The 25,180-nt window shown below is 54.0% G+C and carries 23 protein-coding genes; 10 read left to right on the forward strand and 13 right to left on the reverse strand.

Features of this window, described 5'->3' with window-relative positions; genetic code table 11:
• Nucleotides 1–9: 9 nt before the first annotated feature.
• The 4 genes from AC01YT_RS06290 to secG form a co-directional block, all read right to left on the reverse strand.
• Entirely contained in the window at nucleotides 10–558 is a 549-nt protein-coding gene (locus AC01YT_RS06290) for a cob(I)yrinic acid a,c-diamide adenosyltransferase (protein ID WP_476673735.1), read from the reverse strand.
• Nucleotides 559–576: 18 nt separating this feature from the next.
• Nucleotides 577–1,146, reverse strand: a complete 570-nt coding sequence (locus AC01YT_RS06295; protein ID WP_476673737.1) for a hypothetical protein — start codon at nucleotides 1,144–1,146, stop codon at nucleotides 577–579.
• A gap of 96 nt (nucleotides 1,147–1,242) precedes the next feature.
• Complete coding sequence (locus AC01YT_RS06300; protein ID WP_476673739.1) at nucleotides 1,243–2,943, reverse strand: ABC transporter substrate-binding protein; 1,701 nt, start codon at nucleotides 2,941–2,943, stop codon at nucleotides 1,243–1,245.
• Between the two features lie 104 nt (nucleotides 2,944–3,047).
• Nucleotides 3,048–3,269, reverse strand: coding sequence for a preprotein translocase subunit SecG (secG, locus tag AC01YT_RS06305; RefSeq protein WP_322806173.1), 222 nt, complete (start codon nucleotides 3,267–3,269; stop codon nucleotides 3,048–3,050).
• A gap of 64 nt (nucleotides 3,270–3,333) precedes the next feature.
• On the opposite strand from secG, the gene AC01YT_RS06310 reads away from it, so the two are divergent.
• Both AC01YT_RS06310 and AC01YT_RS06315 read left to right on the forward strand, forming a co-directional pair.
• The gene (locus AC01YT_RS06310; RefSeq protein ID WP_476673742.1) at nucleotides 3,334–4,407 is read left to right on the forward strand and encodes a CehA/McbA family metallohydrolase; all 1,074 of its coding nucleotides are present in this window, start codon (nucleotides 3,334–3,336) and stop codon (nucleotides 4,405–4,407) included.
• Between the two features lie 7 nt (nucleotides 4,408–4,414).
• The gene (locus AC01YT_RS06315; protein WP_476673744.1) at nucleotides 4,415–4,933 is read left to right on the forward strand and encodes a YbaK/EbsC family protein; all 519 of its coding nucleotides are present in this window, start codon (nucleotides 4,415–4,417) and stop codon (nucleotides 4,931–4,933) included.
• Here AC01YT_RS06315 and AC01YT_RS06320 read toward each other — a convergent pair.
• Together AC01YT_RS06320 and AC01YT_RS06325 are read right to left on the reverse strand one after the other, a co-directional pair.
• The gene (locus AC01YT_RS06320) at nucleotides 4,930–6,381 is read right to left on the reverse strand and encodes an RtcB family protein (RefSeq protein WP_476673746.1); all 1,452 of its coding nucleotides are present in this window, start codon (nucleotides 6,379–6,381) and stop codon (nucleotides 4,930–4,932) included. The two genes, AC01YT_RS06315 and AC01YT_RS06320, sit on opposite strands and share 4 nt — an antisense overlap.
• A gap of 118 nt (nucleotides 6,382–6,499) precedes the next feature.
• Nucleotides 6,500–6,916 (reverse strand): archease, encoded by a 417-nt coding sequence (locus AC01YT_RS06325; RefSeq protein WP_476673747.1) that lies wholly within the window; start codon nucleotides 6,914–6,916, stop codon nucleotides 6,500–6,502.
• A gap of 65 nt (nucleotides 6,917–6,981) precedes the next feature.
• On the opposite strand from AC01YT_RS06325, the gene AC01YT_RS06330 reads away from it, so the two are divergent.
• The 4 genes from AC01YT_RS06330 to AC01YT_RS06345 are packed head-to-tail and all read left to right on the forward strand — an operon-like array spanning nucleotide 6,982 to nucleotide 11,662.
• Nucleotides 6,982–7,728: an FHA domain-containing protein gene (locus AC01YT_RS06330; protein WP_476673749.1), complete on the forward strand. Its 747-nt coding sequence runs from the start codon at nucleotides 6,982–6,984 to the stop codon at nucleotides 7,726–7,728.
• Nucleotides 7,729–7,731: 3 nt separating this feature from the next.
• On the forward strand, nucleotides 7,732–8,178 hold the full coding sequence (locus AC01YT_RS06335; RefSeq protein ID WP_476673751.1) for an FHA domain-containing protein: 447 nt from the start codon (nucleotides 7,732–7,734) through the stop codon (nucleotides 8,176–8,178).
• Nucleotides 8,175–9,044, forward strand: coding sequence for an S-methyl-5'-thioadenosine phosphorylase (mtnP, locus tag AC01YT_RS06340; protein ID WP_476673753.1), 870 nt, complete (start codon nucleotides 8,175–8,177; stop codon nucleotides 9,042–9,044). The genes AC01YT_RS06335 and mtnP overlap by 4 nt, the downstream gene beginning before the upstream one ends.
• Entirely contained in the window at nucleotides 9,041–11,662 is a 2,622-nt protein-coding gene (locus AC01YT_RS06345) for an FtsW/RodA/SpoVE family cell cycle protein (protein WP_476673755.1), read from the forward strand. Before mtnP ends, AC01YT_RS06345 begins: the two co-directional genes overlap by 4 nt.
• A gap of 23 nt (nucleotides 11,663–11,685) precedes the next feature.
• Here AC01YT_RS06345 and AC01YT_RS06350 read toward each other — a convergent pair whose 3' ends face one another.
• The 7 genes from AC01YT_RS06350 to AC01YT_RS06380 form a co-directional block, all read right to left on the reverse strand.
• On the reverse strand, nucleotides 11,686–12,318 hold the full coding sequence (locus AC01YT_RS06350) for a metallophosphoesterase family protein (protein WP_424913074.1): 633 nt from the start codon (nucleotides 12,316–12,318) through the stop codon (nucleotides 11,686–11,688).
• A gap of 9 nt (nucleotides 12,319–12,327) precedes the next feature.
• Nucleotides 12,328–12,948, reverse strand: a complete 621-nt coding sequence (locus AC01YT_RS06355) for an HAD family hydrolase (protein ID WP_424913075.1) — start codon at nucleotides 12,946–12,948, stop codon at nucleotides 12,328–12,330.
• A gap of 113 nt (nucleotides 12,949–13,061) precedes the next feature.
• Nucleotides 13,062–13,889, reverse strand: a complete 828-nt coding sequence (locus tag AC01YT_RS06360; protein ID WP_476673757.1) for an ABC transporter permease — start codon at nucleotides 13,887–13,889, stop codon at nucleotides 13,062–13,064.
• 4 nt (nucleotides 13,890–13,893) lie between these two features.
• On the reverse strand, nucleotides 13,894–14,775 hold the full coding sequence (locus AC01YT_RS06365) for an ABC transporter ATP-binding protein (protein WP_424913077.1): 882 nt from the start codon (nucleotides 14,773–14,775) through the stop codon (nucleotides 13,894–13,896).
• A gap of 19 nt (nucleotides 14,776–14,794) precedes the next feature.
• Nucleotides 14,795–15,247: a hypothetical protein gene (locus AC01YT_RS06370; RefSeq protein WP_476673760.1), complete on the reverse strand. Its 453-nt coding sequence runs from the start codon at nucleotides 15,245–15,247 to the stop codon at nucleotides 14,795–14,797.
• Nucleotides 15,248–15,591: 344 nt separating this feature from the next.
• On the reverse strand, nucleotides 15,592–16,785 hold the full coding sequence (gene hemW, locus AC01YT_RS06375) for a radical SAM family heme chaperone HemW (RefSeq protein WP_424912842.1): 1,194 nt from the start codon (nucleotides 16,783–16,785) through the stop codon (nucleotides 15,592–15,594).
• 3 nt (nucleotides 16,786–16,788) lie between these two features.
• Nucleotides 16,789–17,682 (reverse strand): hypothetical protein, encoded by an 894-nt coding sequence (locus tag AC01YT_RS06380; protein ID WP_476673762.1) that lies wholly within the window; start codon nucleotides 17,680–17,682, stop codon nucleotides 16,789–16,791.
• A gap of 295 nt (nucleotides 17,683–17,977) precedes the next feature.
• Between AC01YT_RS06380 and rpoB the strand changes: the two genes are divergently transcribed.
• The 4 genes from rpoB (at nucleotide 17,978) to fusA (ending at nucleotide 25,092) form a co-directional block, all read left to right on the forward strand.
• Nucleotides 17,978–21,913: a DNA-directed RNA polymerase subunit beta gene (gene rpoB, locus AC01YT_RS06385; protein ID WP_476673764.1), complete on the forward strand. Its 3,936-nt coding sequence runs from the start codon at nucleotides 17,978–17,980 to the stop codon at nucleotides 21,911–21,913.
• Between the two features lie 141 nt (nucleotides 21,914–22,054).
• The gene (gene rpsL / locus AC01YT_RS06390) at nucleotides 22,055–22,483 is read left to right on the forward strand and encodes a 30S ribosomal protein S12 (RefSeq protein WP_315624389.1); all 429 of its coding nucleotides are present in this window, start codon (nucleotides 22,055–22,057) and stop codon (nucleotides 22,481–22,483) included.
• A gap of 29 nt (nucleotides 22,484–22,512) precedes the next feature.
• A complete protein-coding gene (gene rpsG, locus AC01YT_RS06395) occupies nucleotides 22,513–22,980 on the forward strand; it encodes a 30S ribosomal protein S7 (protein ID WP_315624388.1) in 468 nt (155 codons plus the stop codon).
• A 39-nt stretch (nucleotides 22,981–23,019) separates the two neighbouring features.
• Nucleotides 23,020–25,092 carry an elongation factor G gene (gene fusA, locus AC01YT_RS06400; protein WP_476673767.1) on the forward strand — a complete coding sequence of 691 codons (2,073 nt, stop codon included), beginning with the start codon at nucleotides 23,020–23,022 and terminating at the stop codon, nucleotides 25,090–25,092.
• Nucleotides 25,093–25,180 lie beyond the last annotated feature (88 nt).

The raw sequence follows: 25,180 nt of genomic DNA on the forward strand, positions 1-25,180 counted from the left end.
CTAATGATGTTAGAGATCTTTTGCCAACGTAGGGCGATCTACCCCACCGGATTGATAGACGTAAAGTTCCAGCACAAAACAGAGCGAAGAGAGGCGATTGAGGTAACGAAGCACGTCATTGTTTTCAAGCAATTTTTGATGGAAGAGAGCCGCTACTCGCCGCTCAGCACGACGGATGATCGTGCGCGCAAGAGAAAGGGCCGCGCCGGCGGGTGTTTCGCCGGGTAGGATAAATTCATTGGGGATAGTGACGTTTTGGGCGAAGGTATCGGTTTGTTGCTCCAACCAGGCTACGGAAGCCGAGTTAATCCGGCGGAAACGCACCGCGTTTTCAGGGGTAGCTGCGACCTCGGCCATCAGCAAATAGAGATCTCGCTGGATGTGTAAGATAACTTGCTTAAGGGTTTGATCTTGGATGAGGCTGCGCGCTAATCCCAGAGCAGCGGTTGCCTCATCCAGAGTGCCCAGAGCCTCGATACGGCCTTCCTCTTTGGGAACACGACCCTCGCCTAACAACCCGGTGAAACCATCATCGCCATTGCGGGTGTAAAATGTCATCACGCTGCTCCCTCGCTTTTAGGGCATAATGTAAAGGAACCAAAAGGTCTCAGGGGGGAAAGCAGCCTGGAGCTCGGGTTCCCACAAAAAGCCGTTCAGTGGTTTGGTGCTGCGCAGGCGTTGATCCAGGGCTGCGAGTGCCTCGCGGTGCGAGGGCTCAATAGCAGGAATCTCTTGGAAAAGAAAATGCAAAATGGCACGATGTCGCACTTGATACGCCCACATAGTGGATGAGGGCGTCGCCGATGGGTCCAGTGTCTCTGCAAGAGCTTGTTGCCATAAGTTTAGTCGAGTTGGAATTTCTTGTGCGGCTTTCTTTTGCCAGTTGGCACGCCAATGCTCTCGGATTTGTTGTACCTGCTGGGTCAGTTGGGCTAATTGGCGGTGTTGTGGTTCGGGCCAGGGGTAGGCATTGAGGCGGGCCTGGGCAAGGAGCAGGTTTCCCAGGGTTAAGCGATTGAGATCCTCAGGAATGGGGTAGCCGATGCGGAGGTTGAGCGGCCAGAATAATACTGGTGAGAGGAGGTAATCTTCCAATTCGGGCACGGCAGCTTGGAAGAAAGCCCAGTCTTTATCGAGAAGGTTCATGATCACCTCAGGCAAAAAGCCCTGAATTTACAGCAACCCGTCAGGCATTTGAGGCCGACGGGTTGCCCGTGACGATAGGGAGAATATCTAGAGAAGTTAGGGTGCGGTAGGAGACGATGTGATTTCTGTACGTTGTGGACGTGCTGCCAGGAGATGCCATTCTAAAATCGTGGCAAAGCGATCCGCGGTATCAAAGAGCGGACCAACGCGCACGCCCTGAACCTGCTGGCTGATGCCGTAATTATAAACCGGATAGAACAAGGGTAAAGCTGGCAATTCCTCGGCGAAGATGACCTGGAAATTGCGGTAGAGGCGGGTGCGTTCGCCAATATCCGGGGTGATACGCGCTTTTTCCAGGTATTCACTGGCTAGTTTGTGATCCCATTGAGTATAGTTCTGTCCTCCGGTGGCTTGAACCTGATCCCAGAAGGGATAGGGATCGGGGTCCGGCGACCGGGAGAGATTCAGATCTGCTAAGGCGGCTTGATACGTTCGTTCGGCAAGGCGCTGTTGCACTAAAACATCGTAAGGTACGGCTTCGAGTTGGACATCAATGTTGAGTTGTGACCAATCAGTTTGAATGGCTTCGGCCAGGGCACGATGCTGAGGTGTATCTGGATACAACAGGGTGAAACGAATTGCAACTCCATCTTTGTTCACACGAACGGGTTCACCCTCCGCCGGTAGAGTGTAGCCAGCCTCACGTAGGAGGTTTTGAGCCTCATCTGGGTTGTAGTTCACCCGCGGTATGCCCTCATAATAAGCCCAAGTGCCGGGAAAAATCGGCCCATCTGCCAAGATAGCTTGCCCTTGTAAGATCCGATCCACAAGGTACTGTCGATTGATTGCGGCGTAAAGCGCACGCCGCACTGCCACATCCCGAAAGAAAGGTACATCGGCATTCTTTAGGTTGAACAAGATCAAGCTCAATTCGGGGCGACGTGCGGTATAAAGGGCAAGATTGGGCTCGGCCAAGGCTTCTGCCAATACATCAGGTGTAATTTGGCTGATGCCCTGAACCTGCCCGTCGCGGAAGGCCTGTAGCGCGGTCGCGGAGTCAGGATAGTAACGGAAAACGATTTGCTCGATATAAGGGGGATGAATATAGTAATCCGCATTAGCGCTAAGTACCACACCGGTGATGGTGCCGTTCTCTACGATGAGACGATCAAACCGATAGGGGCCACTCCCAACAGGTTGCATATTGAAGTCAGCATTAACAATTTCGTCAAAGGTCCTTCCTTCGAGAAGGTGTTTAGGGACGATCCCAAAGGTCAGGTAGTCTAGGAAAGGTGCAAAAGGCTCCGGAAGGCGGAATTGGAGGGCAGTATCGCTGAGCGCTTTGACGTCAATGGATTTCCAGAATTCTTGCAAATCCGCCGGGACAACCGAACTGCCCTCACGCAATTTCTCGATGGTAAAGACCACGTCAGCGCTAGTCAGGGGGTGTCCGTCATGCCATTTTATGCCTGGACGTAAGGTGAAATTATAGACGGTGCCGTCTTGCGAAATGCCCCATGATTCGGCCAGGTCGGCTTGAGGTAACCCACGTTCATCGAAACGCAGTAAGGCGCTGTAGAGCAGACGATCCACATCACGATCGGCTGGATTATAGAAGTCCAGTAGGGGGTTCAGACGATTAAACTGGCCGATGAGGGCTTCGGTATAAACTCCACCGCGGCGAGGTTCGGGAGTTTGGGGTGAGAGAACCGGATTGGGGCGTTCGCTCAATAGCAGAATGCTAACCACCAAGCCGGTTAAGAAAATAATAAGAAGTTGCCAGCGAAAATTTTTCATAGGCCTTGTGAAAACAAAATAAGGGCACCCTCCCTTCGATCAGGGCAAATGCCCTTGGCTATCGGTTTGATTCCTAGTCACGCACGGCACGGTAACGCAGTCATTTACCGTAAGGCAATGGTCAAAATGGTCAAGACAAAAAAGATGACGCTCAAGCCAATGGTGATGTTGAAAAGGGTTTTCTCGAGGCCGCGACGTGCGCTGAAGACCTGAGTGCTATCGGCACCAGTCAACCCACCCAAGCCAACGCCTTTGTTTTGTAGAATGACGCTGGCCGTTAATGCAAGCGAGATTATAATCAATGCGATATCCAGGTAAGTGGTCACGTTTTCCTCCTTTAGGAAGCAACGCCAGGATTATACCGTCTAATTTCAGGAATCGTCAACCGCCATGGAAGAGATCATTTTAAACCTGCACATACATACGCGCTATTCGGATGGGAGCGGTCTGCATCGCGATATTGTTGAAGCCGCGGCTCGCGCAGGCCTGGATGGGGTGATCGTTACTGATCATAATGTGTGGGTGCAGGGAGTCGAGGGGTATCGTAACGCGCATGACCGTCGCATTTTATTACTGGTAGGTGAGGAGGTCCATGATCGAATGCGCAACCCCCAGAAAAATCACCTTTTGGTGATCGGCGCTAATCGTGAGTTATCCCCGCTAGCTGGCTCGCCGCAACGCGTGATAGACGCAGCACGTCAGACTGGTGGGTTGACCTTTATTGCCCATCCTAACGACCCCGCCTTACCAATGTTTGGTGAGGAAGATATTTCATGGGAAGACTGGGATGTCTATGGATTTACCGGCCTGGAACTTTGGAATGGGTTTAGTGAACTAAAGAACGTAATTCGCTTTCGCCTTCAGGCATTCTTTTATGCCTTTTTCCCCCAATTTGTGGCTTATGGACCTATCCCGGCGACATTGCAACGTTGGGATGCACTGCTTCAGAAAGGACAGCCGGTGGTCGCTGTTGGAGGATCGGATGCGCATGCACTGCATTTACGCGCTGGCTTCTTGCGGCGGGTCGTATTTCCGTACCAGTTTCACTTTCGAGCCATCAACACCCATGTCCTGTTGACTGAAACGTTAAGCGGGGATTTTAACACTGATAAGCAGAGCGTTTTGACCGCGTTACGCCAAGGGCACTGCTTTATCGGTTATGATTTACCTGCATCAACGCGGGGCTTCCGTTTTACTGCTCAGGGACGTTCTCGCACGGTAATCATGGGGGATTCCATGGATGTCAACGGTGGGGTGACCTTAAAGATTCGCCTACCGCAGGCAGCAGAATGCCGACTGATTAAAGACGGGCAGGTGATTAAGATTTGGAAGCGGCAGGAAGTCTGTACCTGGATTACGCAGACCCCTGGCGTGTATCGGGTGGAGTGTTACCTCTCATATCTGGGGCGGCGGCGAGGGTGGATTTTCAGCAACCCGATTTACTTAAAGTCCGGGCGGGAGTAGATGAATTATGGTGACGACCAATAACGTGATTCGCTTGCTCAAGGCGCGTCACATTCCTTTTGAGGTGTTTGAGTTACCCCCTCAAAAACTGGGAGCATTGGAAACTGCGCGCCGTTTGGGGGTGCCGCCTCAGCGAGTATTTAAGACCATTGTGGTGGTGCGCGAACGTGGGGGTAAACCGATCCTAGCCGTTATCCCGGGCACGCGTACTGTGGACCTCAAAGCATTGGCGGCCTTCCTGGGGGAGAAAAAACTTCGAGTGCCCACCCAGCGTGAAGCTGAACAATTGACCGGCTTGCAAGCCGGGGGAATCTCGGCGCTGGCATTACTGCAACGAGGGTTTCAGGTGGTTGTAGACGAGAGCGCGTTAGATGAAGAAACGTTTCATGTCTCTGGTGGACAACGCGGCCTCAACTTGAGGTTGCCGGTGCGGGCTTTTTTAGACTTGACTCGCGCTCACACGGCCCAGATCAGCCGACCACTGGCTGAGGGTGAAATTGAAGAGTTTGAGGAAGACGACCTCTAGCCCTTGATCACGGCCACCGGGCGCAAACGGGCGACCTTGCGCGCAATCCCCGCGCCGGCGACGGTTTCGACCACCTCATCCACATCTTTATAAGCCTGCGGCGCTTCTTCGGCTAATCCCGACATGGAGCCGGCGCGTACGTGGATGCCGCGCTTCTCAAGTTCGTCGCGCAGTCGCTCACCCCGAATCTCTTTCTTGGCTTTGTGGCGGCTAAGGACACGCCCAGCGCCGTGGCAAGTGGAGCCCCACGAGCGTTGCATGCTGGTTTCCGTGCCAATGAGCACCCATGAAGCCGTACCCATGCTTCCCGGCACCAATACGGGTTGCCCTAAGCGGCGGTATTCTTCAGGCAATTCAGGAAATCCAGGTCCAAAGGCGCGTGTGGCTCCCTTACGATGAACGCAAACCTTAAGCGGTTTCCCATTGACGATGTGCGTCTCAATCTTTCCCATATTATGGGCGATATCGTAAACCTGGTGCAGATGCCAGTTGTGCACTTTACCGGCAAAGACTTCTTCAAAGGCGCGACGGGCGGCGTGGGCCAGTAATTGTCGGTTGCAAAAGGCATAATTTGCGGCGGCACGCATGGCAGCCAGATAATCACGCCCTTCAGGTGAGTCAATGGGGGCGCAAACCAGTTCGCGGTCGGGCAGGTGAATACCGTATTTCTTAACGGCACTCTGCAGATCCTGAACATAGTCCGTGCAAATTTGATGACCGAATCCACGCGATCCACAATGGATCAAAAGCGCAAGGTTGCCTTCCTGTAGCCCCATCGCCTGAGCCGCCTCGGGGTCAAAGATTTGTTCGATGATATCTACTTCAAGGAAGTGGTTGCCTGCCCCCAGAGTGCCCAATTGTGTGCGGCCGCGTTCCTTCGCTTTATGGCTCACCTTGTTAGGGTCCGCCCCTTCGAGACAACCGCCTTCTTCGGTGCGGCGTAGATCCTCTTCACTAGCCAAACCGCGCTTGAGGGCCCAGCGCGCACCTAGTCGGCAGACTTGATCCAATTCCTCATGGCTGAGACGGTATTCGCCTTCGGTTCCCACCCCACTCGGGCAGTAGTGATTCAGGGCTGAGGCCAGGTCGTCGAGGTAAGGCAATGCTTGTTCGTAAGGAATTTGTGAGGCTAGTAAGCGCACCCCACAATTGATATCGTAACCAATGGCACCGGGTGAAACGACGCCATCTGAGACTCGGGTAGCCGCAACCCCACCAATGGGAAAGCCATACCCTTGGTGCATATCCGGCATCACGACCACCGGATCTACCACGCCGGGCAAGGTGGCGGCATTAATGGCCTGTTCGAGGGAGAGATCTTCAAGTGAGGCCTCGAGCAGGCGGCGGGTAACAAAAAGGCGCACCGAGGCACGCATATCCGAGCGGTAGGTCGCAGGGATTTCCCACTCATAGTCGTTAACTTTGCGAATATCTTGTAAACGGATCATGGCAATACCTCCATACTCATCCGTCCATCCCAAATTGCACGATATAAAGAAGCGGCGAGTGGTGACTTTCTATCAGCCTCGGCGGTAGCCTTTGTAATAAGGTCTACAACGGTGATGGTCAAACGTCGAACGTAAGGATCGTTTCAAGCCCTTGAGGTGTGGAACGAATGGCTAAATTGTGAAAGGTGACGGCTTTAATGGCCTTGTTAAGGTAGCGAATGGGTTTACCTAAAACCAAGACGTCCAAAACATGGTCGTGAATGTTGCAGTGGAGGATCTCAAACGCCAGCCGCTCGGTTTCTTGCAGATAGAGCAGTTCATTCAAGAAGGCTACCAGTAGGCTTTCAGAATCTTCGCCGCGGAGGGTAATCTGACGATCTACTTGAGGTTCTGGTGCTGTTTCCACACCTTCCAGGTGATACATCCCACGGGCTGCTTGGATAAAGAGGGTAGCTAAATCCGGCGCCCATACCCGTAATGCCCAATCGGCGGTATGGCGAATTTCTTCAAAGCCTGAGATGGGCATCGTGTTCATGGAAGGTTGGCTTGACCGGGCGTCATTTTTTTTGATTCAGGTTGTGTCTTATAATATTATAACGTATGGGTTTTCGTCTCGAACACCTTGAACGGCGCCTGCGTGCCCTGGTTGAGGATTACCTGGGGCGTGTACCCTGGCGCGATCATACCGATGACTGGTCACGTCATCTCTTTGAGGCTCTGCAAACCGCCTTGCTCAATCAACCTACCGGGCGCCCGTTACCGAATCTCTGTGTCATTGAGGTGCCTCCCGCGATTTACACAACATGGCATCGCAAGGGTGATTGGCAAGCGCCTTTGGTTCGGGCGCTGGAAGAATTGGCTAGGGAGGCAGGGTTTAACTTCCTGGGAACCCCTCAGATTGTGCTAAGGGAGAATCTCAATCTCGAAGGGGATGAAATGCGTGTTCATTGGGAATGGGAGGATGAGAGGTTGGGCGAAACGGCAGTAATCACGCTAAACACGGAGCCGGAGGCTCGTGTGCCACATAGGCGACGGGCCTTTCTGATCGTACGAGGCCAGGAGGTATTCCCCCTAGAACAAAGCGTGATCAGCATTGGTCGTCACAGCGATAACACGCTGGTCATTACCGATTTGCGCGTTTCTCGTCATCATGCGCAAATTCGTCGCGTTGGTGATTGTTTTGTGCTTTTCGACCTCAATTCGACTGGTGGAACCTACGTTAATGGAGAGCGTATTCTCCAGCGAGAACTGCAGGCAGGGGATGTGATCTCGCTAGCTGGTGTCCCTTTGATCTATGGAGAAGAGAGTCAGCCCGATGGCACGGCTGGAACCCAACCTATGGAATAATGAATGATCACCGGTATTTTCGTGCTCATTTTGCGCATTTTGCTGGCGGTGGTGCTCTATGCATTCTTGGGCTGGGCACTGCTGACCCTCTGGCGTGAACTGAATTTTCATTTGCAATATGGTGCCCGGGAGGCAACACCCGCGATTGCCCTGGAAGTCGTCTCTGAAAAAGAAGGAGAAAATCAAGTTTATCGGTTCGTGGAGCGGGAGATTTTGGTGGGAAGACATCCCTCTTGTCAGGTGGTTCTAAAGGATGAGACGGTCTCAACCCGTCATGTGCGTTTACGTTATCGGGATCACCAATGGTGGGTTGAGGATCTACATTCGACGAATGGTACGTTTCTGAATGACGAACGGGTGCAGATGCCCACAGTGGTCGTTTCTGGGGATACTCTGCGCTGCGGTCAGGCCCTGCTGCGCATTCAAATTCAATCACAGGAGGAGATATGAACCAAAAACCTATTCTCGGTGTCATAGGTGGTTCGGGGTTGTATCGATTCAGTGCTTTAGAGAATGTGGAGACTATCGAGGTCGAAACGCCGTTTGGTTCGCCCAGTTCTCCCATCGTGCTGGGCACCTTAGAAGGCAAGCGCATTGCATTTCTGGCGCGGCATGGGCTGGGGCACTTTATCCTTCCCAGCGAGGTGAATTATCGCGCGAACATCTACGCCTTGAAACAACTGGGGGTGGAGTATGTCATTGGTGTGAGCGCGTGCGGCTCACTGCGGGATGATTATCGTCCGGGGCATTTTGTGGTGCCGGATCAGTTATTTGACTTCACCCGGGCCCGGCAACGTTCATTCTTCGGCGAGGGCCTGGTGGCCCACATTGGTGTGGCTGATCCCTTCTGTCCCAATCTCTCGGGTCTGCTTTACCGGGCAGCGTCTGGGAGTGGTGCTACGGTCCATCGGGGCGGAACATTTATCACCATTGAAGGCCCTCGTTTCTCCACGCGTGCCGAATCTAACTTGTATCGGGCGTGGGGTATGTCCATTATCGGCATGACCACCTGCCCTGAGGCATTCCTGGCCCGTGAAGCCGAGTTATGTTATGCGGTTCTGGCGCATGTCACTGATTATGATGTCTGGCATACCAGCGAAGAGCCGGTGAGCGTGGAGATGGTGATCCGTACGCTCAGCGAAAATGTTCAAGCCGCTCAAGAAGTGATTCGGAACCTGGTGGGATTATTAGACGGAGTACGCACCTGCGAATGCCCGCAAGCCCTTTCCAAAGCCCTGATTACTGCCCCAGAGAAGATTCCAACCGAAACGCGGCGTAAATTAAGTTTGCTGGTAGATAAATACCTCCCGGCGTGAACACTCTCTTCAAGTCTTCGTCCTTTCTTGATAACGCACTCAAGGAAAGCCGTCTCCTTAATCTGGCGGCGGCTTTCCTTTTCCTCTACGCTTTAATTCTTACCTTGGCACCGGCGGTGCGGGTGCATACCCTGCAGACGGCGCTTAACTGGCGCCATTGGATGGGGATTGCGGTTTGGGCTGTAGGTGTCTGGTGGGTACGGCGAGCCCTTCAGACCCACTTGGGTGACCATGATCCTTATTTACTACCGTTAGGGGCATTTTTGAGCGGTTGGGGATTGCTCACGATTTGGCGTCTGGATGCAAGCCTGGGATTGCGGCAGACGCTCTGGCTGGGTTTCGGCTGGCTGCTTTTAGGCATGGGGGTGCGTTGGCCCAATCTGTTGCTCTGGCTGCGGCGATATAAATACGTCTGGCTGGCATTAGGGCTGCTTCTGGTGGCGTTAACCCTGGTGTTCGGCACCTACCCGGCGGGCGAAGGGCCGGGCCTGTGGTTGGGTTGTTGTGGGTTTTACTTTCAGCCAGCAGAACCATTGAAGATTCTCTTGCTCATTTATCTAGCGGCTTACCTGGCCGAACGACTTCCCTTCTCGTTTGACTTAACCTCCTTGATAGCACCAACCTTGGTCGTAGTAGGGATTGCCGTAGCACTTCTGGTGATCCAACGCGATTTAGGAACTGCTTCATTGCTTCTCATTCTCTATACATTGGTGCTTTATTTAGCAACGGGGAAACGCAGGATTCTGCTCTTTACCCTGACTGGGTTGATCCTTGCCGCCTGGGTCGGTGGGGCTGTGTTTAGTTTGATTCATCGCCGCCTTTTAGCCTGGTGGGATCCTTGGTCACAAGCGGAAGGTGTGGGATACCAGATCATCCAATCTCTGATTGCGGTGGCCGAGGGTGGGCTATTGGGCACCGGCCCGGGGCTGGGTAGTCCGGGTTTTGTGCCGGTGGCTCATTCGGATTTCATCGCGGTAGCCATAACCGAAGAGACCGGACTGTTGGGGTTGGTGGGATTATTAGGGTTGATTGGTTTGCTGGTAACTCGAAGCCTCATTGTGGCTGTCCGGGCGCCCAATCTCTATCGGCGTTTGCTGGCGGCTGGATTAGGGGTTTACCTCGGGGGGCAATCGGGGCTGATCATTGGGGGGAACCTGCGCCTGCTCCCTTTGACCGGGGTCACACTACCTTTTGTCTCTTATGGGGGCTCATCCCTGATCGTTTCCTTTGTTGCACTGTTGTTTTTACTTCAAATCAGTGCTACCGAAGAAACCATGGCCACGCCTTTGACCGCTGTGCAACCTTTTCGGGTGATAGGGGGGGGATTTTTGGGCCTTTTAGCTCTGCTCGCGATACTAGGAGGATGGTGGGGGTTGATTCGGGGTGAGGCGTTGCGCAACCGAGCGGATAACTTACGGTGGGTGGTGGCTGAACGATTCATGCCGCGGGGGCGGATTTTAGATCGCCAGGAAAATGTGCTGGTTCAAAGTGAAGGACAAGCGGGTAGCTATCGGCGGGTTGTGCTTTATCCTCCCCTGGCGTCAACGTTGGGATTTATCCACCCTCAATTGGGTAAGACTGGTTTAGAAGCCGGCCTGGATGGCTACCTGCGAGGGTGGGTGGGACAGCCGGCTTGGAATATCTTGCTGGCGCGCCTGCTCTATGCGCAGCCTCCGCAAGGTTTAGACGTAAGATTGACCCTGAGCTTGGAACTTCAGCGCGCCGCGGATACTGCCATGACGGGGAAACAAGGCGCTCTGGTGGTATTGAATGCCCAGAGCGGTGAAATCCTGGCTATGGTGTCACAACCCTCCTATGATCCTAATCGTTTGGATGAGGACTGGGAGCGGTGGAAGGCGGATCCTCGCGCCCCGTTGTTGAATCGGGTTACCCAGGGGCAGTATCCGCTGGGCACAGCGCTGACGCCTTTCTTATGGGGGATTCAACGGCTTTCACCAGAACAGACCGATACCTCGCCTCAAAGTCTGGCCCTGCAAACGGCGCAAGGGCGGTTCCCCTGTGCGCGAACGCCCTCACTTCCGCTCAATTGGGCAAGTGCAGCACAGGCTGGGTGCCCATGGGTAACTTTGGCGCTTGCACAGGGACTGAGTGGGGAGCAATTGTCGGCACTTGGGTCGAAATTGGGTTGGGGAACTCCTATTCAACTTCCTCTGCCTATGGCTCAAGCAAGTTTACCGCCCGCTGATGCCAGTTTGGAGAGCCTTATCACTGGCGAGGCGGGTTGGTATCTCTCTCCTTTGCAAATGGCGCAGGCGGTTGCGGTTCTTCAGCAGGGGTTGCGCCCGGATATTCACCTGGTTGGGGCGGTTAAATCACCCCGACAAGAGTGGATTGTGCTACCGGTTGGAACCGGGACGAAGGTTGAACTGGCTGGGCGTAATGTCCAACAACTGGAGGCCTGGGCAGATAGTAATTTGCCGATTTGGATGGCTTTTGGTCGCGGCCAGAGCGGCGATAAGGCAGTAATCTGGGTGTTGGCCGGTACGGTGCCCAGTTGGCAGGGCTCTCCGCTTGTGGTGGTTCTGGCGCTGGAAGAAGGAACGGCAGAAGAAGGGGAACAAATTGTGCGCGAAGTGCTTACAACGGCTTTGCGCTAATTGCCACCCTTAAGGTTTACCAGTCACGCCCGCCGCGGGAAGGGTGGTAAATGATGGATGGTAGCGTGTATTTGTTCGGGGGATCGAATATGGAGTATACCAAAGGAGGGTAAGCAATCTGGTTTGGCCCCGGTTAAGGCGGAACCAGGATTGAGAAATAAGCGCCCTTGGTACCACTCAGCCACCGGGCGATGGGTGTGTCCAAAGATGATGACCTGGGCGGTGGATGCCTGATTAAGTAGGCGCTGACGGTAACGTTCTAGTTGGTAGCCGTTGAGAAGGTACTGCCATTTATCTAAGACGTAAGTGCGCCATGAGCCATGACCATGCATAAGTGCGACGGTAACACCTCCCAGGGTAAACTCGCGTTGCCAGGGCAAGGTATTCTGAAAAGCCCAATCCCGGTTGCCCCGCACGGCAACCACCGACGCTACTGTGGTAAGGGTTTTCAGAACCTCAGGGATACAGATATCACCGGCGTGCAGGATTAGGTCGGGATGATAACTGTGCAACGCCGGGAGCAGGTGGGGATGTAACTGCTCAGAGCGGTCTGGCACATGCGTATCGGCGACGACGGCAATCGTAAGCGGAAGGCGTGCAGCAAGTTCTGGGGGAGGCGACCAGGGCACAGGTGGATGGTGGATCTGGCCTTGCATCAATCAGGATTATGAGCGGGGTTGAAAATGGCGGTCCAAGAGGGCTTGGATGGCCTCACGTACGGAGGTTGGATGGGTGAAGTGAATGGCGTGCAAACCCACCCGCCGTGCTCCCTCGACGTTGGGGATTAAATCATCCACAAAAACAGCCTCGTGGGGAGCTACCTGGAGTTGCTTGAGGGTATGGTGAAAAATCTGTGCGTCAGGTTTGCGCATTCCCACTTCGGCAGAGAAGATAACCACATCGAACGTATCCAGGAAGCCATAGCGTGCTTCCACAACTTGACGGGTGCCGGTCCAGGCGTTGCTCAATAGACCTGTTTTGATATGGGGGCGCAGGCTCTTAATAAAGGCAACTAGGTCAGTATCCAGCCGGTCACCGGCCCAAAATTGGGTTTGTAAGTCCTGGATTGCGGAAGGTGGTAATCCCAATTGGGCGCAGACCCAAGCCCAGTGTTCTTGTTCGGAGATCTCGCCGCGCTCGGCCCGGATGGAACTTTCACTGTTGAACACCAAACTTTCCAGCGCTGATACACTTAATCCATACTGCGCCGCCAATTTGGTGCGAGGTGTGGGGTCTTCGGTACGTAGAAGCACCCCTCCCATATCGAAGATCACGGCTTTAATCATATTTGAATTACCCTCGTTAGGATATGCGCCCAAAGTATAACACGAGTAAAACACCAGGTGGCAGCCGTGAGAGCTTGGCTGCCACCTAATGCGATTGTAGTAGCGGTATTGGCCTAACCATTACGGTGCAGTTTTCCGGTGCGCTTGGCGTAGTGCTCCGCCTGTTGGAAAATCCACAACCCCAATGGGATAAGGAACAACCCCATTAAGAGCGCAGGCCAGATTTGCGGCCACAACATGGGCACGGATGCACCTTCTAGGATAGCCATGCGCGCCCCGCGCAGGACATACGTGGCTGGGCTGTAAACGGCCAAAGTGCGCAATATGCCGGGCAATACATCCACTGGGTAATACACTCCGGAGATGAGCAGCATTAGGGCGATAAACACATGGGTCATCTGCGAACCGCGTTCCGGAAAGAGTAAGGGCAGTACTGAGGCCATCACCCCGATGCCGACAAAGGACACACTTCCGGCCAGAAGCATCACCGTGGCGCTAAATAGGTTGGCGTGACTCAGGTCAATATCAAAGACCAGTGATATGACGATCAGGATGACACCGGTGAAGATCAGGCTGTAGACCAGCGAGAACGCCGTTTGGCCGGCCATGTGGGTCAGGCGTCGAATTGGGGCCATCAGCGTGTATTCGATGGTACCCTCCCAGCGCTCAATGCTGATCAAATCCGTGATCCAGTAAAAGATTGTGGAGAGAAAACGCCACACCAATGTTCCAACCAACAGATAGAGCACCAGGTATTGGGTATTGACCGCGGCGGCTCCACCAATCCGTTCCATACCTAGTCCGATAAACGAAACCGCCATGCTATCGGTAATGGAGTAAACCAGCCAGACCAATTCCCAGGACCAATAGCGTTTGATCAGGTTAAAATTACGCTCTACAAACGCAAAGGATGCGTGCATTTGGTAACTTAATGTCGTCATAGCGTCATACCTCCTCATCCTCTTCGGGGTTGTGCAGTTGTTTGCCGGTCAATTCAAGAAAAACCTCTTCCAATGTGGGCGAGGCTTCCGATGAACCGCGCACACGATTCTTGAGCCCCTCAGGGGTATCTAGGGCAACGACGCGACCACTATCCATAATTGCAATGCGGTCACACAACGTTTCGGCTTCGGTCATGTCGTGCGTTGTGAGCAGGATAGTGGTGCCGTGCACCTCACGCAGTTCGCGCACCACGGCTTGCACCTCACGCTTCGAACGGGGATCAAGACCCGTGGTAGGCTCATCCAGCAGAAGCAAGCGCGGTCGTGATAGCAACGCACGGGCGATGGCCACTTTCTGTTGCATCCCGCGTGACATTTCTTCCATGGGGTGGTAGATATCGCGCTCCTTTAACCCCAGGCGTAATAGGATCTCAACGACCTGCTTGCGCGTCTCACGTGCCGAAAGGCCGTACAGGCGCGCGCCGTACATCAGGTTCTCCATCGGGGAGAGTTTTTTGAAGAACGAAGCCTCGACACTCACGCGATTGATCAGGCGCTGCACCTGCAAGGGCTGGCGCACAACATCGTAACCAAAGACACTGATCTTCCCCTTATCCGGGAGCAAGAGGGTCGCGATCAGGCGAATCAGGGTGGACTTACCACCACCATTCGGTCCAAGGATGCCGAAGATTTCCCCTTCTTCCACGGTAAAGGATACGTGATCCACGGCCACGATGATCTGGAATGGGCTGTGGGGTGTTGAGGCGTTGTGTTTTCCGTTACCGTTGCCATTGGAAGAACGAGGGGTGAAAAGCGCTTTCCAAAATGGGCCTTCGTTCTTTCCAAATTGTTTGTATACATCATTTACCACGACGGCGTGCGACATGGATGAACCTCCTATAAAATCAGGCTGACATGATGAGCAAAGTAGAGCGAATCGGACGTATTTGTTTCCAGCGTGGGTCAGGGATGAACCATCTTACCTCGGAATGTTGCTTTCGGAAGGCTTTCCAATCCTCGTGCAAGGCGGGGTTGCGTTGAAGGGCTGGGGGGTTGGCCACCAGGACGCACTGGATAAAACCGCGCCTTAAATCCTGCTTCATTTGGGCATAGGCGGGCGGGAGCAGGTTGGAAGTTGAGGTGATGTCCACATATACCACGGCCAGTCGTCCGGCCAATCCACAGCGCAGGATGAGGCACAATCCTACAACTAACGCCTGTTTGGCTTCACGACTGTAAGGCTGGTTAGAGGATAGGGCACCGTTTACATAGAGCCCTACGCCTTCGGGTTGTGGGATACGCGGGTCGGTAAAGTAGTCTATGCGGAAGGTATTAAGTTGACTCAGGATCTCAAACATGATGCTTGCCTCCACAAGACAAATAGGCCACCGGGAGACTCCCGTGGCCTATTGGGATATTGCATCGGTTTAAAAGAATTCGGCCACGGGGTCGGAGTGCACCCGTGGCCGTTGCTGTCGCGCTAACCGCTTTCTATCCGCAAACAGGCGCACTCCGAGAAGGTAAAGCAACCCCACCGCTGCTATCGCGCAGGGTAAACGTGCCTCCAGCAACGTAAGTCATCTCTACCATCTTCTCGAGTGCGTCCTTTCTTTTCAATATCAGGCTTCAGTCTATCTGCACCGGTACAATCTGTCAAGGAAATTGGGGCTTATTTAGAAAATTTTAAGGTTTCAATGTGGTATTAGTGGGGCCGAGTCTCGCCCACGAATTCGATGAATACCCGGTTGCCCAAAAGCCGGCCTCGGCGAGTCAGACACAAACGTTCCTCGCGCCATTCTAGCAGTCCTAAGTTGACCAGGTAGGATATCGTAGCACCAAAGACCTCTTCCATGGCTTGATGAAAGCGTTCGTAAAAGCGCTGCTGGGAGACCCCTTCGCGGGTCAGGCGCAGTCCCATCAGCATGGTTTCCTGCATTTCGGTTAACAGATCAATGGTTTGAGCCTGTTCGGTGGCTGGCGTAAGTGGGAAAGGACGTTCTGGGGGTTGAGCCAGGCGATCGATATACGCCTTGATTCCCCGAACATTGGCAACGCGGGTGTGGTTGGCAAAGCCGTGGGCACCGGCGCCGAGTCCTAAATAAGGCGCATTGAGCCAGTATTGCAGGTTGTGTCGGCACATCAGCAGATTACCACCCCGTGGCTGGGCCCAGTTGGAGATCTCATACTGTACAAAACCAGCCTGACTTAACCGCTCGTCCGCCCACTCATACATTTCGGCAGCGAGATCGTCATCAGGCGACGAGATGAGGCCGCGTGTGACCCAATGATAGAACGGGGTGGTGTGCTCAATGGTTAGGGCATAAAGCGAGAGATGTTCGGGATGTAATCCCAACGCACGCTCCAGGGTCTCTTGCCATCGAGAAAGCGATTGATGCGGAATCCCATAAATCAGATCGAGATTGAGATTGTCAAAGCCTGCACGGCGTGCCCAGCGCACGGCCTGGCTTACATCAAAAAAATCATGTTGCCGTTCCAACAGGCGCAGGTCATCGGGATGAGCGGATTGCATGCCCAGGCTGAGGCGGTTGAGGCCCAAGCGCCGCACGGCTTTCAGCCATTCAAAGGTGACACTGCCGGGATTGGCTTCCAGGCTGATCTCAACTTCGGGAATCACATCAAATGCCTCGTGGCAGGCTTTCAGGATCAATGCAATGGCATCCGCAGGTAAAAGGGAAGGTGTTCCGCCGCCGAAGTAAATGGTATGCACGGGTAGGCGGTAAGGGGCGGTTTGTCCGACATAGCGGATTTCAGCGCAGAGAGATTTGACGTAGGCGGGGATGAGACTCTCTTGACCGCTGTAGGTATTGAAGTCGCAGTAAGCGCACCGGTGGCGGCAGAAGGGGATATGAAGGTAAAGGCTGTAAACATCACTCATGGTTTATTGTTGGCCCGGGGTAAAAAGCCCGGCTTCGACATAATACCACTGTTCGCCGCGGCGGGCGAAGAAGGCCACCATTTGGGCGGCATGAACCGGATTTAATTCGGCTGCGCTACAACACCTATAGTGAGGGATTTCATCATATCTCAGTGGTATCTCTTGGTCATGATAGCAAATTCCGATCCACCCCGATTTTTGGAAGAAGTAGAACGGTTTTCCGTTCAACCATTGAAAGCCAAAGGCTTCTTCATAGCCATAACGCTCATTCAGCACCTCACCGTTTTGAATGATCAGGCCTCGAGGTTGACACTCGACGCTTTGACGTTCACCCGTGCGAACGGAATGGCAGGTGAGGTATACCACTTCGGCAATCCAGCTGTCCCCCTGTGCCCATACCCCCTGTACCTGAGAGAGTGCCCCTGGTTGACCGAGGGGCAGGGTGTAAATAACCTGGTTGCCCAGGCGCACTTCTGCCATGACCTGGTTAACAGAGTTGGTTTTGGTCACGACTTCCAGCCGCTGTCCTTGCCAAGGCGTCCAGAGTCCAAAGGCATTCTCTTGCGGATCAAAGAGGGTGTTGTGCTGAATGACATTGGCACGCAAGTCAGCATGGCGGGCCATAATTTGATCAAAGGTGCCCGTCAAGGGTTCGAAGGATAGGGGTTCGATAGAAGGGGGATTGCGCAGTGGGTGCTCTTCAATGACCAGGCCGGAGGGGAAAATCCACGGTGTCAGAGTGGGTTCAATGGATATGGATGTGGGCGGTAGAAGGGTAGGGGAAGGGATGGACGTGGTCCCCAATGGGGTTGGGGAAGGTACCTGGGGGGTGCAGGCCGTTAACCCAATTAGCGCCATGATTAGGAATAGCCAAGTCAGAGGACGAAACCCTGCCATTCTCAAGAATCCTCCAAAGAAATTTTAACACCAGCCATGCGCAGAACAATAAGTCTGCCTTCAGGGGAACCATTGGTCGCAGCCTGTGTGCCAGTGGCACAGCAAAAAGGACCGTCTTGTCACCAATCCAATAGCGGGTTATACTATTCTAGTGTGGGGAAAAAGGGATTGTAAAGCCAAAATCTGGACGTGCGGTTTCCTTGACGATATTCATCTGTGCGGCTTATAATAAACCTTTGCGTATTCCGCTTTTACGGCAAACGGTTTGGTCAGGTATTTAAGTCAGGAGTGAGTGATGCTTTCGATTCCCACAGTAAAATCCTACGCCCGCATTCCGGTTGTTTTTGATTTACCCAACCTGATTGAGGTGCAAATTGAGTCGTTTAAGCGCCTCAAGAGCGAAGGGTTGGCTGAACTTTTTGATGAGATTACCCCAATTGAGTCCTATAACAAGGGGATGAAATTGTATTTTCCCAGCCGTACCCCTGAGGCGCAGCAGTGGGGGTTGAAGTATTGGTTTGGTGAGCCCAAGCACAGCATTGAAGAATGCGTTGAGCGTGATTTAACCTATGCGCGCCCGCTGTATGTATCTGTTTTGCTGGCAGGCCCTGATGTGCCCGAACCGATCAAGCAGGATATTTTCTTGGGGGATTTCCCCGAGATGACCGAGAAGGGCACTTTCATTATCAACGGCACAGAGCGGGTGGTGGTTTCACAATTGATCCGGTCTCCAGGCGTGTATTTTGAGGCCCCAGTAGATCGTGCGACCGGGCATCGCATGGCAATGGCCAAGTTGATCCCTGACCGCGGCGCCTGGATGGAGTTTGAAACCCGCAAGAACGACTATATTATCCTCAAGTTCAACCGCAAGCGCACGGTTCCGATCACCATTTTCCTGCGTGCATTGGCGGCAGTTAACGATGGCCTTCCCGACTCGCCGATCAAAGAAGGCACGGATGAGGAACTGATCGCGCTTTTCCGCGATGTCGACAACAATCCGGATCGTCTCTTCATTGCCTCATCGTTCCACCAGGAACCGCAGTGGGATCTCTCGGGCGGGTTAACCATTGCCGAAGCCGCGCTGATTGAATTCTTCAAGCGCATGCGACCAGGGGACCCGGCGACGTTGGAAAATGCGCGCCAGTTCTTAGAAGAGCAACTCTTTGATCAGCGTCACTATGACCTGGAGCGGGTGGGGCGCTACAAACTCAATCAGAAACTGGATCTAATGGAGCATGTCCCGATCACACACCGCACGGTGACGCGCTGGGACATTGTGGCGATTGTTCGCCGCATGATCTTGATCAACAATGAGCGTGAAGATAAAGACGATATTGACCACCTGGGCAACCGCCGTGTTAAGACCGTGGGCGAATTGATCCAGAATAAGTTGCGCATCGGCTTGCGCCGCATGGAACGCGTCATCAAAGAACGCATGTCCATCCGTGACCAGGATCAACTCTCCCCGGTTAGCCTGGTCAACATTCGTCCGGTTGTGGCAGCTCTGCGCGAGTTCTTCGGCTCCAGCCAGCTCTCGCAGTTCATGGATCAAACTAATCCCTTAGCCGAACTACGTCATAAGCGTACGCTCTCGGCCCTGGGGCCGGGCGGCTTGCGCCGTGAACGGGCGGGCTTTGATGTGCGCGATGTCCACCACTCGCACTATGGGCGCATTTGCCCGATTGAAACGCCCGAAGGACCCAACATTGGTTTGATCGGACGTTTAGCGACCTACGCGCGGGTCAATGAATATGGATTTATTGAAACCCCGTACCGCCGTGTGATCAAGGTCATGTCAACGGACGACCCGAACCTGGTTGGACGAGCGGTCAACGAGACATTAACCGATCCGGAAACCGGGGAGGTTTTCCTAAAGCCGGGTGAGCGCATTCAACCCGAGCACTTACCGCTGATCAAGAAATTGGATCGGCGCACAGTCTTTGTGGTACCGTTTGTGTCTAACGAGGTGGAATATCTCTCGGCGGATGCGGAAGATAAATTTGTGATCGCGCAGGCTAATACGCCGTTGAATGAATACAACGAGTTTGCTTCTAACCGCGTGACCTGCCGCTTCCACTCCGACTTCCGCGTCGTGCCCCCGGACAGTGTAAATTACATGGACGTGGCACCGCACCAAGTGGTAGGCATCAGTGCATCCCTCATTCCCTTCCTCGAACACGATGATGCTAACCGCGCGCTGATGGGTTCAAACATGCAGGCCCAGGCCGTCCCGTTGGTGCGTCCGGATATCCCGATTGTCTCGACCGGCATGGAAGCCCATGCGGCGATTGATTCGGGCCAGGTTCTGGTTGCAGAAGAAGACGGCGAGGTGGTTTCGGTCACCGGGCGCGAAATCGTCATTCGCGGCGCTAATGGATTGCGCCGTTACCCGTTGAAGAAATATCAGCGTTCCAACCAATCTACCTGTATTGATCAGCGCCCAGCGGTATTCAAGGGCCAGCGCGTGCGCAAAGGCGATGTGCTGGCTGATTCCTCGTCCACGGTCAACGGCAACTTGGCGTTGGGACAAAATGTGGTAGTAGCGTTCCTCTCGTGGGAAGGCGGTAACTTTGAGGATGCGATTCTCATCTCTGAGCGCTTAGTGCGGGATGATATGTACACCTCGGTGCATATTGAGCAGTACGAGGTGGAGGCCCGCGACACCAAATTGGGGCCGGAAGAGATCACCCGCGACATTCCTAATGTTGGTGAGGACGCGATCAAGGATTTGGACGAGCGCGGTATCATCCGCATCGGCGCTGAAGTGGGGCCGAATGACATCTTGGTTGGGAAGATCACACCTAAGGGCGAGAAGGAACTGACCCCGGAAGAACGCCTATTGCGGGCTATCTTTGGCGAGAAATCGCGCGATGTGAAGGATACCTCGCTCCGCATGCCACACGGCGAGCGAGGTAAGGTCGTAGATGTTAAAGTCTTCACCCGCGAGGATAACAGCGATTTACCGGCGGGCGTGGATATGATGGTGCGCGTTTTCGTCGCCCAGCGCCGTAAGATCACTGCGGGTGATAAGATGGCCGGACGTCACGGTAATAAAGGCGTAGTTTCGCGCGTGGTGCCGATTGAAGACATGCCCTTCCTGGAAGACGGAACACCGGTGGATATCATCCTCAACCCGTTGGGTGTACCCGGCCGTATGAATATCGGCCAGGTATTGGAGACTCACCTGGGCTGGGCAGCCCATCGCCTCGGCTTCCGTGCGATTACACCAGTATTTGACGGTGCATCGGAGCGTGAAATTGAAGCCGAACTGGCGCGTGCCTGGCTAATGGATGAGGCCTGGAAGGATGCCGTGAGGGCAGCTTGGGATTGGATCAAGCAGCAGCCCGATTACGATCCAGAATACTTCCGTGATGACGATGAGGTGCGGCTGGTTTACCTGGAGCAGTGGTTAGCAGAAAAAGGATACGACGTTTCGCGTTTATCCTACGACTATAACTATGCCCGCTACGCCAATCTAGAAGCCTGGTTGCGCGAACAGGGGTATGACCCTGATGAGATCCTGGTCTATGAGAGCGTCATTGCCAACGACAAGCGTCAACCGCAAAAGGACGAACGTGCTATTGAGGTGTGTCTGCGGTTATGGCTGATGCGTCAGGGTGAAGACGTTAGCCAGGTGCCCGATGCTCAGATCCGTCGGACGGCAGAGGATTACATGGCGCGCACCGGGTTGCCCATGCCGATCATTGGTAAACAGATCCTGCGTGATGGGAAAACCGGGATGCCATATGACCAGCCGGTTACGGTTGGGGTGATGAGTGTGATGAAACTGCACCACCTGGTTGAGGACAAAGTGCATGCCCGCTCGACTGGCCCTTACTCGCTGGTAACCCAGCAGCCGTTGGGAGGTAAGGCGCAATTCGGTGGTCAGCGCTTCGGTGAGATGGAAGTGTGGGCGTTGGAAGCCTATGGTGCAGCCTACACCCTGCAGGAGATGTTAACGGTCAAGTCGGATGATGTGCAGGGACGCGTGGCGACCTATGAGGCTATTGTCAAGGGTGAACCCATCGAAGAACCAGGCCTGCCCGCCTCGTTCCGTGTCTTGGTCAAGGAGTTGCAAAGCCTGGGTCTGGCGGTGGAAGCCTACATGGATAACGGCGAGGTTATCCGCTTCGGAAAAGATGAGGAGCGGGTGCGCCCGCCGCGGTTAGAGACCGGATTATTGGGATTAGGTGAGGAGTTGGAGGAAACCTCCCAACTTGACGGTTCATAACCCCCGTGATATAATCAGCCGCCGTGCCTTTGCCTGCGGCGGTGTTGTAGGCAAGCAATGGTGAGGCCATCGGCCTACATACGATGGCCTCGGTTATTGAGAAACGGATCAAATGTACTACGATTTTTTGGAGGCGAGGACGTGCCAACGATAAATCAACTTGTTCGAAAAGGACGCCAAGTAAAAAAGGAAAAGAGCAAAGCGCCAGCCTTGCAGTATATTTTGAACACGATGCGTCAGCGACGTATCCGTGTGGATAAGGGCGCGCCCCAAAAGCGTGGGGTGTGTACGGTGGTGCGTACTATGACCCCCAAGAAGCCTAATTCGGCACTACGCAAAATCGCCCGTGTGCGTTTGACCAACGGGATTGAAGTGACGGCTTACATTCCTGGTGAAGGCCACCAATTGCAGGAGCACTCGGTGGTATTAGTGCGCGGTGGGCGTGTGAAAGACCTGCCGGGCGTGCGCTATCACATCGTGCGCGGTACGTTGGATGCGACCGGTGTGGCTAAACGGATGCAAGGGCGATCGAAATACGGCACGAAGAAGCCGAAAGAGGCCAAGAAATAATCAGGTCCTGAAGACGGAGAGGATAAAGCATGCGGCGCGGAAAACCTGAACGACGTGAATTGCCCCCGGACGTGCGCTACGGAAGTGTTCTGGTGCAGAAGTTTATTAATCATGTGATGCGGCGAGGTAAGAAAAGCCTGGCCATGCGGATTGTCTATGATTCCTTTGATGTCATCCGCGAGAAGACGGGCAAGAATCCGCTGGAGGTCTTCGAGCAAGCCATTCGTAATGTCGGTCCGATCATGGAAGTGCGTCCACGGCGAGTTGGTGGTGCGACCTATCAGGTGCCTATGGAGGTACCCGATTATCGTCGCACAACCCTGGCCATGCGCTGGATTCTAGAGGCAGCCAAGGCACGGACGGGTAAATCTATGGTTGAGAAACTTTCGGCGGAATTATTGGATGCTGCCAGTGGCCAGGGTGCGGCGATCCGCAAACGTGATGAGACCCACAAGATGGCCGAGGCGAACCGCGCTTTCTCTCACTACCGCGTCTAGGCTATCGAGCAGAAAGGGATCTCTTAGAGGTAAGCGGTTATGCCACGCAATTTTCCGTTGGAGAAGTGTCGTAATATTGGGATCATTGCCCACATTGACGCGGGCAAGACTACCACGACCGAGCGTATCCTGTTCTACACCGGGCGCACCTATCGCCTGGGGTCGGTGGACGAAGGTACAACCGTTACCGATTGGATGGAACAGGAACGGGAGCGCGGCATAACCATTGTTTCTGCGGCGGTGACGGCGGAGTGGAAAGGGTATCAGATCAATCTGATTGACACTCCGGGGCATATTGATTTCACTGCCGAAGTACAGCGATCCCTGCGTGTTCTGGATGGTGGCATTGTCGTTTTTGATGCCGTGCAAGGGGTCGAGCCGCAGAGTGAGACGGTGTGGCGTCAGGCAGATCGCTACAATGTACCGCGAATTTGCTTTGCTAATAAAATGGATCGGGTGGGAGCGTCGTTTGAGCGAACCATCGAATCCATTCGTCAACGGTTAGGCGCTAATCCAATTCCCATGCAAATTCCTATTGGAAGCGAAGCGGCGTTCCGTGGGGTCGTTGATCTGCTCACGATGCAAGCCATTTATTGGGAGGATGAACTAGGCCGCGAGCCGGTGTATGCGCCCATTCCAGAGGACGTGCGCGCCCGAGCTGAGGAGTGGCGAGCAATCATGGTGGAGCGCATCGCCGAGTTTGAGGATGAGTTGATTGTCAAATATCTGGAAGGGGAAGAGATCAGCGTCGAGGAACTTAAGCAGGCACTGCGCAAAGCCGTTATCGCAAATAAGGCTACCCCGATATTCTGTGGCTCAGCCCTGCGCAATCGTGGCATTCAGCCCCTCTTAGACGCAGTCATTGATTATTTGCCCTCACCGGCAGATATTCCCCCTGTTAAAGGCACCGACCCGGATAACCCAGACGTTATTATTGAGCGCTGGCCATCGGATGACGAACCAATGTGCGCGCTCGTCTTTAAGATTGTTGCAGATCCTTATGTTGGTCGGTTGGCTTATTTCCGCGTTTATTCGGGCAAGGTGACCCAGGGGGACATGGTGCTGAATTCTTCGCGGCGGCGTAAAGAACGCATTGGGCGTATTGTGCGCATGTATGCCGATCGGCGGGAGGACGTGAGCGAAATCTGTGCCGGAGATATTGGTGCGGTGTTGGGGTTAAAAGACACTTTTACCGGTGATACTCTGTGTGATCCCAAACATCCTATTTTGTTGGAAAGCATTACCTTCCCCGAGCCGGTCATCTCTGTAGCGGTTGAGCCCAAGACCACCGCTGATCAGGATCGTATGGCCGAGGCTTTGCGCCGCTTAGCCGAAGAAGACCCCACCTTCAAAGTGCGCTTTGATGAGAATACCGGCCAGACGATTATCTCGGGCATGGGTGAACTTCATCTCGATATCATCGTGGATCGTATGATGCGCGAGTTCCGTGTTCAAGCCAACGTAGGTCGCCCGCGCGTTTCGTATCGTGAAACCATCAGCCGCCCGGTGCCTGAGGTTAATTATCGCTATGTGAAACAAACCGGTGGGCGTGGGCAATATGGCCATGTCATCATTTCGCTGGAGCCCTTAGAGCGAGGAAATGGGATCAAATTCATCGATAAGACTGTGGGTGGTGTGATCCCCAAGGAATACATTCCGGCGATTGAAAAGGGGATTCTCGAAGCGGCGGAAGCAGGTGTTCTGGCGGGTTACCCGGTGACCGATGTGCAGGTCACGCTCTTGGGGGGATCTTACCACGAGGTAGATTCCAGCGATATGGCCTTCAAAGTGGCTGCTTCGTTTGCCTTCAAAGAAGGGGTGCAACGAGGCGCTCCGGTTCTGCTGGAGCCGATTATGAAAGTGGAGGTGCTAGTACCGGAAGCCAATTTGGGAGATGTGCTGGGTCAATTAAATGCCCGGCGGGCGGAGATCCAGGGGATGGAACCGCGCCCGGGCGGGATGCAGGCCGTGCGGGCGTTGGTTCCACTGGCCGAAATGTTTGGGTATGCTACCGAACTGCGCTCGGCAACCCAGGGGCGCGGCATTTATACCATGGAGTTTGATCATTATGCTCCGGTGCCTGAGTCAGTTCGGGTTAAAATTCTTGGATAATCTAAACTGCCATATGATCAGGAGGAATGTGATACATGGCTAAGCAAAAGTTTGAGCGGACGAAGCCGCACATGAATGTAGGGACGAT

It is taken from the genome of Thermanaerothrix sp. (assembly GCF_056331585.1).